At 69.3% G+C, this 13,088-nt stretch carries 13 protein-coding genes; 7 read left to right on the forward strand and 6 right to left on the reverse strand.

Annotated elements, in window-relative coordinates:
• The first annotated feature begins 4 nt into the window (after positions 1 to 4).
• The 4 genes from ASE02_RS08495 to ASE02_RS08510 are packed head-to-tail and all read left to right on the forward strand — an operon-like array spanning position 5 to position 3,338.
• Positions 5 to 751 carry an ABC transporter ATP-binding protein gene (locus tag ASE02_RS08495; protein WP_369818531.1) on the forward strand — a complete coding sequence of 249 codons (747 nt, stop codon included), beginning with the start codon at positions 5 to 7 and terminating at the stop codon, positions 749 to 751.
• Complete coding sequence (locus ASE02_RS08500) at positions 748 to 1,506, forward strand: ABC transporter permease (RefSeq protein WP_056733125.1); 759 nt, start codon at positions 748 to 750, stop codon at positions 1,504 to 1,506. Before ASE02_RS08495 ends, ASE02_RS08500 begins: the two co-directional genes overlap by 4 nt.
• 51 nt (positions 1,507 to 1,557) lie before the next feature.
• Positions 1,558 to 2,226 (forward strand): hypothetical protein, encoded by a 669-nt coding sequence (locus tag ASE02_RS08505; RefSeq protein WP_056733126.1) that lies wholly within the window; start codon positions 1,558 to 1,560, stop codon positions 2,224 to 2,226.
• Between the two features lie 14 nt (positions 2,227 to 2,240).
• Positions 2,241 to 3,338, forward strand: a complete 1,098-nt coding sequence (locus ASE02_RS08510) for a DUF2336 domain-containing protein (protein WP_056733128.1) — start codon at positions 2,241 to 2,243, stop codon at positions 3,336 to 3,338.
• Here the strand turns inward: ASE02_RS08510 and ASE02_RS08515 are convergent.
• The 3 genes from ASE02_RS08515 to ASE02_RS08525 all read right to left on the reverse strand — a co-directional run bounded on the left by ASE02_RS08515 (position 3,335) and on the right by ASE02_RS08525 (position 7,673).
• Entirely contained in the window at positions 3,335 to 4,312 is a 978-nt protein-coding gene (locus ASE02_RS08515; RefSeq protein ID WP_162257158.1) for a TonB family protein, read from the reverse strand. The genes ASE02_RS08510 and ASE02_RS08515 overlap by 4 nt on opposite strands.
• Positions 4,313 to 4,415: 103 nt before the next feature.
• Positions 4,416 to 5,795: a hypothetical protein gene (locus ASE02_RS08520; RefSeq protein WP_056733133.1), complete on the reverse strand. Its 1,380-nt coding sequence runs from the start codon at positions 5,793 to 5,795 to the stop codon at positions 4,416 to 4,418.
• A 276-nt stretch (positions 5,796 to 6,071) separates the two neighbouring features.
• Positions 6,072 to 7,673: a peptide chain release factor 3 gene (locus tag ASE02_RS08525; protein ID WP_056733134.1), complete on the reverse strand. Its 1,602-nt coding sequence runs from the start codon at positions 7,671 to 7,673 to the stop codon at positions 6,072 to 6,074.
• A gap of 140 nt (positions 7,674 to 7,813) precedes the next feature.
• On the opposite strand from ASE02_RS08525, the gene ASE02_RS08530 reads away from it, so the two are divergent.
• Complete coding sequence (locus ASE02_RS08530) at positions 7,814 to 8,770, forward strand: MBL fold metallo-hydrolase (RefSeq protein WP_156405973.1); 957 nt, start codon at positions 7,814 to 7,816, stop codon at positions 8,768 to 8,770.
• A gap of 7 nt (positions 8,771 to 8,777) precedes the next feature.
• Here the strand turns inward: ASE02_RS08530 and ASE02_RS08535 are convergent, their stop codons facing one another.
• Together ASE02_RS08535 and ASE02_RS08540 are read right to left on the reverse strand one after the other, a co-directional pair.
• Complete coding sequence (locus ASE02_RS08535; RefSeq protein ID WP_056733136.1) at positions 8,778 to 9,158, reverse strand: hypothetical protein; 381 nt, start codon at positions 9,156 to 9,158, stop codon at positions 8,778 to 8,780.
• A 99-nt stretch (positions 9,159 to 9,257) separates the two neighbouring features.
• Positions 9,258 to 9,590, reverse strand: a complete 333-nt coding sequence (locus ASE02_RS08540) for a DUF1491 family protein (RefSeq protein ID WP_056733138.1) — start codon at positions 9,588 to 9,590, stop codon at positions 9,258 to 9,260.
• Between the two features lie 176 nt (positions 9,591 to 9,766).
• Here ASE02_RS08540 and ASE02_RS08545 point away from each other — a divergent pair, with 176 nt between their 5' ends.
• A complete protein-coding gene (locus ASE02_RS08545) occupies positions 9,767 to 10,591 on the forward strand; it encodes a hypothetical protein (protein WP_235536645.1) in 825 nt (274 codons plus the stop codon).
• On the opposite strand, the gene ASE02_RS08550 is transcribed toward ASE02_RS08545, so the two are convergent.
• Positions 10,588 to 12,054, reverse strand: a complete 1,467-nt coding sequence (locus ASE02_RS08550) for a HAMP domain-containing sensor histidine kinase (protein WP_056733142.1) — start codon at positions 12,052 to 12,054, stop codon at positions 10,588 to 10,590. The two genes, ASE02_RS08545 and ASE02_RS08550, sit on opposite strands and share 4 nt — an antisense overlap.
• Positions 12,055 to 12,255: 201 nt before the next feature.
• On the opposite strand from ASE02_RS08550, the gene ASE02_RS08555 reads away from it, so the two are divergent.
• The gene (locus ASE02_RS08555) at positions 12,256 to 13,056 is read left to right on the forward strand and encodes a sensor histidine kinase KdpD (RefSeq protein WP_056733144.1); all 801 of its coding nucleotides are present in this window, start codon (positions 12,256 to 12,258) and stop codon (positions 13,054 to 13,056) included.
• Positions 13,057 to 13,088 lie beyond the last annotated feature (32 nt).

Raw genomic sequence — 13,088 nt, forward strand, 5'->3', positions numbered from 1 at the left:
GTCGGTGAGCGTTGCGACGTTAGACGGGGTCGAGGTCGACTATCCTGGGCGCGGGCGAGCGCTCGGGCCGGTCAGCCTCACCATCACCGCCGGCGAGGTCCTGGCGCTGGTCGGGCCCTCGGGCTGCGGCAAGTCCACGGCGCTTCGGTTGCTGGCCGGGCTGGAAGGCCCGACGCGCGGAACCCTGACCCGCGCCGCCGGTCGCGGCGAGACCGCCGTGGTCTTCCAGGCGCCGACCCTGGCGCCCTGGCTGACGGCCCAGGCCAATGTCGCCCTGCCCCTCGAGCTATCGCGCGTTCCCCGGACCGAGGCCTATGCCCGTGCCGCGCTCGCACTGGAGCGTGTGGGCCTGGCCGCCGCGGTGCAGGCCCGCCCGGCGACCCTGTCCGGCGGCATGGCCATGCGGGTCTCGCTGGCCCGCGCCCTGGTCACCGAGCCGCGCCTGATGCTGCTGGACGAACCGTTCGCGGCCCTGGACGAGATCACCCGCCGCACCCTGGCCGACGATGTGCTGGCGCTGTGGAGCGCCTCGCGTCCGGCCATCGTCTTCGTGACCCACAATGTCGAGGAGGCCGTCTACATGGCCGACCGCGTCGTGGTCCTGACCCGCGGCCCGGGCCGCATCGCCGGCATCACCCAGGTCGCCGGCGCCCTGCCCCGCCCCGCCGGCTTCCGCACCTCGGAGGGTTTCCGGGCGGCGGTCGAAGAGGTGACGAACCTGCTGGCCCAGGGCATGGAGAGCGCGGCATGACCCGCGCGCTCGCACCCTTCGTGCTGATCGCCATCCTGCTGGCGGCCTGGGAGATCGCCGTGCGGGCGATGGGGGTCCCGGCCTACTTCCTGCCCCCGCCCTCGGGGGTCGCCGTCGCCCTGGCCGAAAACCTGCCCAGCCTGATGGCCGCGGCTTGGATCACCCTGTCGACGGCGATCATCGCCCTGGTCATCGCCAGCCTGGTCGCCATCGCCGTCGCCGTCATCATCGGCCTCAACCCGGTCCTGGAGGCCGCCGTCCGTCCGCTCGCCTCAGTGCTCCAGGTGACGCCGGTGGTCGCCATCGCGCCGCTGGTGCTGATCTGGGCCGGGATCGACCACCCGGAGCGGGCGATCATCGCCCTGGCCGTGCTGGTGGCCTTCTTTCCGATCTTCTCGGGCGCGGTCACCGGACTGCGCGCCGCCGATCCGGACCTGGAGCGGCTGTTCGACCTCTATGGCGCCGGCCGCTGGCAGCGGGTGATGCGCCTGCGCCTGCCCTCGTCGGTGCCGTTCCTGCTGGAGGGCCACAAGGTGGGCGCGGGCCTGGCCATCATCGGCGCTGTCGTGGCGGAGTTCGGCGCGGGGTCGGGCGGCGTTCGCGGATTGGCCTGGCAGATCCTCGACGCGGGCAACAAATTGCAGACCGCCCGGATGATCGCCGCCCTGGTGGTCCTGGGGCTGATGGGCGTGGTTCTGCACGCCCTGCTGGACCGGGCCGAGCAGGCCGGCCTGAAATGGTGGCGCGGGCGTTAAGCTCAGCCGTTAGGCGGGGATTAAGCGGCGGTGGGTTAACGCTCTTGAGCCATGCGCCTTGTCCTCGCCATAGCCGTCGTGTTCGCATGCCCGCTGGCCGCCGCCGCGCAAAGCGCCGGGGACCGCTACGGGCCGTGGTCGAACGCGCGCGTCGAGAGCGCCGCGACCGCCGCGGCGGGCGCAGCCTATCAGGGCCGGACGCTCGGCTGGGCCAACAAGCAGATCGCGGGCCCGAAACCTCAGCAGGCTGAGATCCGCCCGCAGCCAACCGCCGCGAGCAACCTGCCCGCCGCTCCGGGCATCTACCGCGCGCCGCCGGCCTCGACCTATGTCCCCTTCCAGCCGCAGGTTCCGCTGTCCATGCAGCAGGCCGCTCTGGTCGCGCCCGTCGCTCCGCCTGTCCAGCCTGCCGCCGCGCAACCGCGCAAGGCCCTGCCGACCAGCATCTATGGCGAAGCCGCGCCGCAAGCCGCGCCCGCCCCGGCCGCCCCGCCGCAAAAGCTGGCCGCCTTGGCCCCAACGCCTACGCCCGCGCGAACCGTCGGCGGCGCCACCCGGCTCTATTCGGTGCATCGCGGCTACGGCCTCACGCCCGACGCCATTCCAGAGCCGCCAGCCGGTAATCGTTACGTCCTGATCGGTCCGCCTGACGGCGGCGGCGTCGAGGCGAAGTCCAACATTGAAGATGACGCGCCGGACAATCGTCCGGCCGCCTTCTGAAGAAGACCGTTTCCATGGCGCGCAGCAAACTTCACGACCTGATCGAGATGGCCCAGGAGCCATCCAGCGAACGGCGCCGCGAGCTGCTGCGCGGCGTGACCGACCTATTCTTCTCCAACGAAGGTGTTCGCGGCCCCGAGGAGATGGGCCTGTTCGACGACGTGATGAGCCAACTGGCCGGCGAAATGGAAGAGGCGGTCCGCGCCGAGCTCGCCATCCGCATGGCCGGCGCCGAGACGCCGCCGAGCGGGCTGTTGCGGGACCTGGCCCGCGACGTGTCCATCGAGGTCGCCCGGCCGGTGCTGGCCAACTCCAAGGCGCTGACAGAGGACGACCTGCTGTCCGTCGTCCGCACGCGCGGCCAAGACCATCTACGCGCCATTTCGCAACGCCCGCTGGTTCCCGAGGCGGTGTCGGAAGCCATCGTCGAGCGCGGCGACGACGCCACCTTGGGCGTCCTGCTGGCCAACGAAGGCGCACGGCTGTCGCGCGAAACCCAGGAGCTGGTGGTTGACCGGGCCAGCGACAATCCGGCCCTGCACGCCGCCGTCGTGGCGCGCAAGTCGCTGCCGATCGACCTGCTGAACGAGATGTATTTCGTGGTCGAAGCCCGCCTGCGCGGCGAGATCCTCGCCCGCAACGAGACCGTCGATCCGGCCGAGTTGGACGCCGCCCTCGCCGCCGGCCGCAAGCAGCTGGCCGCCCGCGACGGCTCCCTGCCGGCCGACTATGCCGAGGCCGAGACCCAGGTCCGCCTGCTGCGGCAACGCGACGCCATCACCCCGCAGGTGCTGGCCGGCTTCCTGCGCGCGCGTGAAACCACCAAGTTCCTGGTCGCGCTCAGCGAAATGGCCGACATCGATTTCCACACCGCCCGCCGGATCCTGGAGCGGCGCGAGTTGGACGCGCTGTCGATCGTCTGCAAGGCGGCCGGCTTCGACCGCTCGCTCTACCTGACCTTCACGGTGCTGATCCTCGACCGCGACGCCAACGCCATGGGCCGGGCGCGCGAATACGGCGAGCTCTACGAAGCCCTGCCGCGTGAAGCGGCCCAGCGCACCATCCGGTTCTGGCGCGTACGCCGCCGCTCCGGCGACATGGCCGCCGCCTAGGGCAGATCGTAGCGGATCGGCACCCTTATCCGACCGCCGACGGTAGGCAGGCCCTCCGCCGTCCAGCGGCTGACCTCGAACGCGTTCGCCAGGGCAAGCGCCGAGGCTGCAAAGCCAAGTCCCGCCGGCTCTTCCTTCTCAGGCGCACAGCCGGAAAGTCGCCCGCCGGACGCCACGTCGCATGCGATGATCACACGGGCCTGGCGAACGCCAGCCTGAATCGCGGCGTTCGGATAGCCTGCCATCATGTCCTCGCCCTTCGGGAGAGCGGTCCAGCGGGGCTTGCCGATCAGGCGCCTTTCCGGATCGAGCATCTCGACCGCGAAGGTGAATGGGATCTGGGTCATGACGCCGACCGTCGACTTGCCGTCCGACATGGCCGCCGGGCCGCGGAACTCACCGACCAGCGTCTTCGCGGCGGCAGCGAAGCCGTGCCTCTTCGGCTCCTCCTGAAGGGCGTCGCATCGGCCGATCTTGCCGTCTTCCTTGAACTTGCAAACGAGCGTGACCCGCCCACCGACCTGCGCCTCCCGCGCCTTCAGCGGATAGACTGCCGCGACTTGGGCATAGGTCGGCGCCTGGCGCCAGGACACATCGCTCAATACCTCGCGCGTAAGCGGCGCGTAGAGGCCCTGGCCCGGGATGTGCGAGCCGGTGGCCGTGCGCGGCGCCACGAAATTGATCGGGATACTGGCGCCGCTGACCACCGGCTTTCCATCGCGCGTCGCTGGTTTCATCAGGAACTGCGGGGTCAGGGCTATGGCTGCGGCGCCAAAGCCCGCGCCAGCTGGCGTCTCGCTTTCCACGATGCAGTCAAACAGCGCGCCCTGCGTGCTGATCTTGCAGGCGATTTGAGCGCGGCCGCCGATGCCGGCCTTCATCGCTTGGGTCGGCCACACGGCCAGCAAGTCCTCGGCGGATGGCTTCTTCAGCCAGTCCGCCTCAGTTTCCACGGCCAGGGCCGGCCCGATCATTGTCATCAGGCCCAATAGGACCGTGGCTAGGCCAAGCGCTCGCATGTTCCCCCCAGAACAACCGCGTAACGCTTGACGCAAACACGCCTGGGTAGCAAGCGGCCTAGTAGGCCGACTTTGCGGATGCTCCTGCGGTGCTGAGACGCTCCAGGGCGTCGGCGGCGATCGCGCTCAGCGAGCGCAGCCCCATCTCGCCGAACACGTCGAGGGCGGCGTTCAGCGCCATGGCCGCCGAGGCGCGTTCGCCGCGATCCAGGCCGGTGATGTCCATGCGGGCTTCATAGAGCCGGGCGAGGTTCACCTGCAGCAGGGCCCAGGCGGCCGGGTCGCGCTTGGCGGCGATGGCGGTCAGTTCGATCTTGAACGCGGACTCAGCGGCGTCCAGCACGGTGAGATCGCCGGAGAGCTCGGCCGAGCGCGCCAGGCAGAGGGCGCGGTTAGAAGCGCCGAACGCGCGCAGCGACAGGGCCGGAGCGTTCTTCAGCACGTAGGCGGCGCGATCGTAGCAGGTGACGGCCTGCTCATAGGCGCGCTCCGACGCGCCGGCTTCACCCAGCGCCTGAAGGCCCTGGGCCAGGGCGGTCTGAATCCGCGCCCAATCGAGCGGGCTCTGTTCGCGGGAAAGTTCGCTGACCACCTCGGCCAGGGCGCTGACGGCCTCTGCCATCACCTCGACCTCGCCGGTGACCTCGCCCAGCAGGCTGAGCGCCTGGCCACGCAGCGCCACGGCGCGGGCCCAGCTCAGCGGCTCATAGGCGACGTCCAGCCCATCGGCGGCGCGGTCGGCTTCGTCGTGGGCCATGGTGAGAAGTTCGGTGTCACGCAGGCGCGCGCCCCAGCCGATCAGCAGGTCGGCGAGCACGAGGCGGGCCTCGACCGCCAGCAGCCGCGCGGCGCGGCAACGGCGGGTCAGGCTTTCCAGCCCGGAGATCGGACCTGCGAACCGGGCGGCGGCGATGCGGGCGGCCTGGGCGTCGCCGGTCGCCATCTGTTCGCGCGCTTCGATGGCGACAATGCCGACATCGGCCAATGGCAGGGAGAGCCCGCCGCGCGCGGCCGAACGGGCGTCACGGAAAGCGACGTCGGCGGCGGCGTTCAAGCCTTCATCGCCGAACAGCTCGGCGCCCAGCATGGCGCAGAAGGCCTGTTCGCAGCGCGCCCGCGCCCAGCCGTCCGGCCGGCGGTCGCGCCCGAAGGCCTCGGCGGCGGCCTCGGCGGTGGCGGCGGCCTTGCGCAGCGCGGCCGCGTCGCCCGAGCGGCGGGCGACCTCGCGCCAGATAATGGCGCTTTCCAGCCGGCGCTGGGCCTTGTCCTTGGCCCCCACCCGGCCGGCGGCGATATCGGCGGCGCGGCCCTCCTGGGCGATCATTTTGAGATCGAGCAGCTCCAGCAACGAGGCGTCGCCGCCCGTCAGCCCGTCACGCGGGGCGTTGAGGGAGTCAGAGCCGAACAGACGCTTTAGCTCTCGACCGAACTCGAACATGACCAGGCTCCGATCACCTCGCGGCGTCTCATCACGGGACGCCTACGGAAGGTTCAGACCAGACGGAGCAAACCCGGAGCCGAGTTCGTAAACAAGTGGTTAACTTGCTGGTTATGGTTAACGAAGTCTGAATTTCTTGTGTACGGACATTAACCCTAACTGGCCCGGAACTTGCGTAGGCCCGCCCAGGCTGGAAGAGACCGGCTACGGCCACACGACCATGGGGGTCCTGGCCCCGTTCGGGAACCGGCTGCGGTTCTCGCAGCCGGACGCCGACTAGGCGCGTTCCTTCGACCGCTCGAAACCGATCTTCGGGAAGCGTTCGGCCACGTAGCCGATTTCCCAGGACGACTTGGCCAGGAACACCGGCTGCTCGTCGATGTCGGTCCCCATCGCGCCCTTGTGCTTATTGGCGAAGTCCTCGACCTCGGCCTTTTCGCCGGTCAGCCAGCGGGCCTCGGAATAGGGCGCCGGCTCGAAGATCACGTCGAGCTGGTACTCGTTGGACAGCCGGTCGGCCATGACCTCGAACTGCAGCGGTCCGACCGCGCCAACGATGAAGTCGGCGCCGATCACCGGGCGGAACAGCTGGGTCACCCCCTCCTCGGCCAGGCCTTCCAGCGCCTTCTTCAGGTGCTTGGCCTTGAGCGGGTCCTTCACGCGCACCCGCTGCAGGATTTCCGGCGCGAAGTTCGGCAGCCCGGCGAAGCGCAGGGTCCCGGTCTCCGACAGGCTGTCGCCCACCCGCAGGACGCCGTGGTTGGGGATGCCGATCACGTCGCCGGCGAAGGCTTCCTCGGCCAGTTCGCGGTCGGAGGCGAAGAACATGATCGGCGCATTGACCGAAAGCTGACGTCCGGTGTTCTGGACCTTCAGCTTCATGCCACGCTGGAACTTGCCCGAGGTCAGTCGCAGGAAGGCGATCCGGTCGCGGTGGTTGGGGTCCATGTTCGCCTGGACCTTGAAGACGAAGCCGGTGACCTCGGAGTCGCCCGGCGCGACATGGGTGGATGCGCCGGCCTTCACCGCAGACATCGCCTTCGGCGGCGGAGCGTAGGCGCCCAGGCCCTCCAGAAGCTGATCGATGCCGAAGTGGCGCAGGGCCGAGCCGAAGAACACCGGCGTCATGTGGCCTTCGAGGAACGACTGGGGATCGAAGGGCTTGGAGGCCTCCTGGACGAGCATGGAGCCCTCTTCCAGTTCGGCCTGTTCGTCGGGATCGAGGTAGCGGTCGACCGCATTGCCGTGGAAGGCGATGGCGTCCGGATGGCCCTCATCCTTGTTGTCGTGGGTCTTCTTGGCGAAGGGCAGGAACTTGTCGGTCCGCAGGTCCAGCATGCCCTTGAACCGTCCGCCCGAGCCCGCCGGCCAGAACAGCGGCGCGGGATCCAGCGCCAGCTTCGAGGCGATCTCGTCCAGCAGTTCGATGGGGTCCTGGGCCTCGCGGTCCATCTTGTTGATGAAGGTGACGATCGGGATGTCGCGCAGGCGGCAGACCTCGAACAGCTTCAGGGTCTGGGGTTCGATGCCCTTGGCGGCGTCCAGCACCATGACCGCGGCGTCGGCGGCGGTCAGGGTCCGGTAGGTGTCTTCCGAGAAGTCTTCGTGGCCAGGGGTGTCCAGCAGATTGAACATCAGCCCGGCGTGGTCGAAGGTCATGACGCTGGCCGAGACCGAGATGCCGCGCTCGCGTTCGATCTTCATCCAGTCAGACCGGGTCCGCCGGTTCTCACCGCGCGCGCGCACCGCGCCAGCCGCGCGGATCGCGCCGCCCGCCAGCAGCAGGTTTTCGGTCAGGGTCGTCTTGCCGGCGTCCGGGTGCGAGATGATGGCGAAGGTGCGCCGGCGGGCGGCCTCGGCGGCGGGAGAATTGCTCATGGCCCGCAGGTAGCGCAGCCACGCCCCGCGCGAAAGCCCGCGCGTCGTCTCAGCCCTGCCGATCAGCGCCGCGTGAGGCGATTGCGGTCCCCGAGAAGAGGCATACGGTGGTCCAGCCCCATCGCCATGAGGACGGCGCAATGAAGATGCTTCCAGCCATGTCAGCGCTCACCGCGCTGGCGCTATCTTCGTTCGCCCCGAGCGCCCAGGCCGCCGACAACGGAATTCCGGTAAACCAGGCCCAGTACGCCAACCGCAGCGTCCTGCCCGATTTCACCGCGCCCGACTGCCCAAGCAACCCGCGCGGCCTGACGCAGGTTAAGGGAAACCTCTACCGCCACACCACCGGCGCCGGCTTGGCGGTCCACAGCGGCTTGGTGCTGATCACCAAGGAGGGCGCGCTGGTCATCGATCCGGCCATGACCTGCACCGCCGGCTGGCTGCGCGACGAGATCAAGAACCGCTTCAACGTGTCGGTGAAGTACGTAGTCTACACTCACGGGCACGCCGACCATGTCAGCGGCGCGCAGGTCTTCCAGAAGGACGGGGCCATCGTCGTCGCCAACCAGCGCGCGATCGAGCCGATCGTCGGCGAGAAGATCCCCACCGCGGTTCCCGACCGCGTCTTCGACAAGGACATGACCATCACGCTGGGCGGCGAGACCGTGCTGTTGCACCGGGTGGCGCCCAGCCACTCCGACAGCATGATCATGGTGCTGTTTCCCAAGTACAAAGCGCTGCAGTGCACTGACGTCTGCGAGAGCAAGTCGATGCCCTACAACGACTTCCTGGACTTCTACTATCCCGGCTGGATCGAGACCCTCGACTGGGTCCTGCAGCAGGACGTGGATTTCATCGACGTCGGCCACTACACCCCCGCCACCAAGTCCGATGAGGCGGCGCTGCGCACCTATATGATCGACCTGCACCAGCAGGTGCTGGACCTGGTGCGCAACGGCCAGTCCTGGGATCAGCTCTATCGCAATGTGCGTTTCAGCGACGAGGTGAAGTCGTGGATCGCGTTCGACACCATGCACACCCTGAATGTCATGGGCATGCACCGGTGGGTCACCAATCACCGCCGCGGCGAATGGTGAGGTTGCTCTAAGCCGCCAACCGCCGCCAGACCTGACGGTCGGTCCAGACAGTGTCCATCAGGCCCTGGTCTTGACGGCTGCTCAGGCGCGCCATCACCTCGAAGTCGACATTGGCGTAGCGCAGGGTGACTTCGTCGGGCGTGCAGCCGTAGCGAGGCGCCACGAACAGCGCCGCATTGATCGCCGGGGCCTTGGCCTTGATCAGGGTGGCGAGCCGCCTGGCCCGCTCGGGTCGGTCGAAATGCAGCAGCGGCTCTTCGGAATAGAGTTCCTGACCAAGCTGGCTGACGACGTTGAACGGCAGAGCCCTGAACCGCCGCCCGGCCATCTGCGGCGAGAGCGCCATGCCGCTGAGGTTGATCACAACGTCGTTCAGGAGAAAGAGCATACTCGGCAAGCGCTCACGTTTCGGGAACGCGGTTGTTTGCCATGGCCGTGCTTACGCGGCGGTTGAGGAAGGCGGTGAATCGGCCGCTAACCTTGCCGCTCAGCCCTCCTCCACCGCCTCGGTGAGGAAGTGGCGGCCGTCCTTGTCCTCCACCTCGACGACCCAGATGTCGGGGTCGATGCGGATGGCGCGCTCGATATAACGGTCGAGATCGCTCTCCTGGTCGGAGAGGGCCGGGCGCATCCAGACCCGCTCGCCGTCGCCCCTGGTGGCCTCGCCATAGAGCCTGAACGTGCGGTCGCTTCGGTTCATCACCTTGACCAGGACGCTGCCGGCCCGCGCGTCGCCCTTGCGCACCACGACCGCATATCCGCCGCCCAGTTCGACGCGGCGGATCAGCGCCGCGACCCAGATGTCGGTGGAAAGCAACATTTTGGCGGTCTCGATAACGGAGCGGAAAGGCTGTGCTTCTACGGTCGCCCGAAGTTCTCGAACATACGAGAAAAGAAGGAAGCATGACGAGTACGCGCAGAACCGCGCGGCGCGTCGTGTGTGGATGGATGGGTCTGGCCGCGGCGGGGGGGCTTCTCGCAGCGCCCGGTGTGTCGATGGCGCAGGCCGCCGACCTCTTCTACGAGCGCACGGTGATGGCCGCCGCCGACGCCCGCTGTGGGCTGTTCCAAGCTCCGATCGGGGCCGCGCTGGCGGCGAGCCGCATGCAGGCGCGGGGCGCGGCTGTACGCGCCGGCGTCGACAGGGCGAGCCTAGCGGCCACCGAACGGCGCGCCTGGGCCAAGGCGGCCTCCAGCCCCTGTGATTCCGACGACCTCAGCCTCGCCGCGGCGCGCGTGCGGCACGCCTTCGACGGCTACGCCCAGCTCAGCCGAATGACCTATCCGGGCGAACTCGCCGAGTGGCGCGCCGATCGGGCGAGCGGCCCGGCCATCCGCTGGCGCCTGCAACAGACCGCCAGTTTCGGCTGGAACCGGATGATCTTCGGGCTGGCCGGCCGCGAAGGGGCCAACTCCCTCATGGCCGTGGCGCACTTTCCCGACGGCCAGGTCCCCTACGCCGCGCACCTGGTGCTGCGTGACGCCTCGACCACCCAGGGTCCGTATCTGGACAATCGCGGCCAACCGCTCGCCACCCTGCCCTTGGCGCGCCGGCTGCCGCCGCCGGCCGCCCGCAGCGTCTATTCGGCCGAGGCCCGCAGCCCGGCCGGACTGGACCTGACGCCCAAGGACATGAAGAGCGCCTGGGCCTTCCGCTTCCCGCCGAGCGCCGCCCAAGCGCTGGCCCAGCTCGACCCGCGCGAAGCCGTCGCCGTCGAATTCCTGTTTGGGGCCGGAGAAGGCGAGGCCGTGCGCCGCGCCTATGTCGAGGTCGGCGACTTCGCCGCCGGCCGCGCCTTCCTGCAGGTCGCCAGCCGCTAAGGGACGTTGGCGACGACCGGGTGTTCGATCACCGGCAGCCGCACCGTCACCGTCGTGCCCTCGCCCAGACGGCTTTCGATCTCCATCTGGCCGCCGTGCAGTTCGGCGAACGACCTGACCAGCGACAGGCCAAGGCCCGTGCCCGCCGCCCGCTGCGCCGGGCCTCCGGCCTGTTCATAGGGCCGGCCCAGCCGCAGGAGATCCTCGGCGCCGATCCCGACCCCGGTGTCGGCGACGACCAGCTCCAGCACGTTCCCATCGGCATGGACCGTCACCGTGACGCCGCCGCCGCGCGGCGTGAACTTCAGGGCGTTGGACAGCAGGTTCAGGGCGATCTGCTTCACGGCCCGACGGTCGGCGACGACATCGAGCGGATCGCGCGGCAACAGGCCGCGCAGTTGCACGCCCGCCCGGTCGGCCTGTCCGCGCATCAGCCGCAGGACCCCGGCGACCGTATCGCGCACATCAAAGACGTCACGAGCCAGCTCGAACCGCTCGGCCTCGATCTTCGACATGTCCAGCACGTCGCTGATCAGGTCCAGCAGGTGTCCGCCGGAGTCGTGGATCAGCTCGGCATACTCGGCGTAGCGGCCCGAAAGCGGGCCGAACAAGCCCTGCCGCATGATGTCGGAGAAGCCCATGATGGCGTTGAGCGGCGTACGCAGCTCGTGGCTCATATTGGCCAGGAACCGCGACTTGCCCGCGTTCTGCGCCTCGGCGTCGGCGCGCGCCCGTTCCAGGCCGGCCTCGTGGTCGCGCGCGGCGGCGGCGTCGCGGACCGACCCCATCAGCCGGCCGCCGCCGACCCGGCGCAGGCTGAGCGCCAGCCAGCCGTCCGGCGCATGTTCCGGCGCGAACCCTACCTCGGCGGACCCGTCCGTCAGGGCGACAGCGAGCGCCTCCTGCACGCGGGCGCGGTCGGCCTGCGAGACCAAATCGATGAGCAGCCGATTGCCGGCGGCGAGACCGGCCGGTTCCGGCCCCCAGGTGCCGATGATCCGGCCCAGGCGGTTGATCGCCACCAGCAGATGCGGCTGGTCGTCGAGCGCCTGACGCAGGCGGGCCTCGGTTTCACGGCGCGCTCGCGCGTCCTGCCCCGCGCCGCGCTGGAGGATCACCAGCCCCGCGCCCAGGCCGACCACGGTTGTGGTCATGGCCACGACGCCGAGGATGTTGGCCAGCGCCGGGCCCGGCGTCGGAAGCTGCAAGGTCAGTCCAGCCAGCGCCGCCACGCCGACCGCCGCCAGCGAAACCGCCGCGCCGAGCGCCAGGCGTTCGCCGTGGTTCATGACCGCCGCCGCCGCCAGCGGCGCTAGGCACCAGACCGCCAAGGGGCCGGCGACGCCGCCCGTAAGGATCGCCGCGGCCGCGCCGGCCAGACCCAGGCCCAGAACAGCGAGGACCGAGACCAAGCCGCTGCGGCCAGTCTTCGACGTCGTCCTGGGCAGGGAGCTCTCGATCACGGGATGTCTCGACGCCTCCTTCACTGGGCGGTGACTCGAGGATCTACTGTAGCGGTCGTCGTGAGTCCCCGCGAGGCCGCTCGCCTTGCGCGCGACCCATTCTGGGCGCCAACCACATGATCTTGTTGGTCGAAACGAAATCGTAAGCGGGGCCCTCTAGGGGTAGTGGGTCAAAGTCCGCGAGGCTCTTAAGTACAGTCCATGGCCCAGGCGGCTCCCATACGACCGATCCACGGCTCCGAGCCGGAACCGGTTCCCGCCGCCGAGGCGGCGCCGCGCTCGACAGCGCGTTCTCGCCGCGAGGCGGCGCTGGATGAAACCAAGCGCTCGTTCCTGCGCATGGTCAGCCACGAACTGCGCACGCCGCTGAACTCCATTCTCGGCTTTTCCGAAATCATCGCCTCGGAGCTCTACGGCCCGCTCGGCGCCCCGCAGTACAAGGAATACGCCGGCATCATCCGCATGAGCGGCGCCCGGCTGCTGAACCTGGTGAACCAGGTCCTGGAGATCGCGCGGCTGGAAGGCCGGGCGATGGACCTGGACCTGCGCCCGGAGTCGATCGATCACGCCCTGGACGACGCCATCGACGGGCTGCGCGACGAGATCACCCAGCACAACGTGACCATCGCGATCGAGAACCAGGGCGCCCTGCCCTTGGTGATCGCCGACGCACGCGGCCTTCGCAACATCCTGACCAACCTGATCCAGAACGCCGTGACCTTCGCCCCGGAGGGGTCTGAGATCATGATCCGCGCCGAGCCGCTCGGCGACAGCGTGGAGATTTCGATCATCGACCGCGGTCCGGGCGTCGATCCGGCCGACATCCCCCGGCTGCTGCTGCCGTTCGAGCAGGGCGAGAACGCCCTGACCCGGCGTAGCGAGGGCGCGGGCCTTGGCCTGCCCATCGTCGAACTGCTGTGCGTGGCGATGAGCGGCCGGCTGAAGCTGCTGTCGGCGCCAGGTCGCGGCCTGACGGCCAATGTTCGCCTGCCCGCGGCTTAAGGCCCCGGTTGCGTTCGGGCCTCGCGGCGCCT

Source organism: Phenylobacterium sp. Root700 (assembly GCF_001429025.1).
GTDB lineage: Bacteria > Pseudomonadota > Alphaproteobacteria > Caulobacterales > Caulobacteraceae > Phenylobacterium.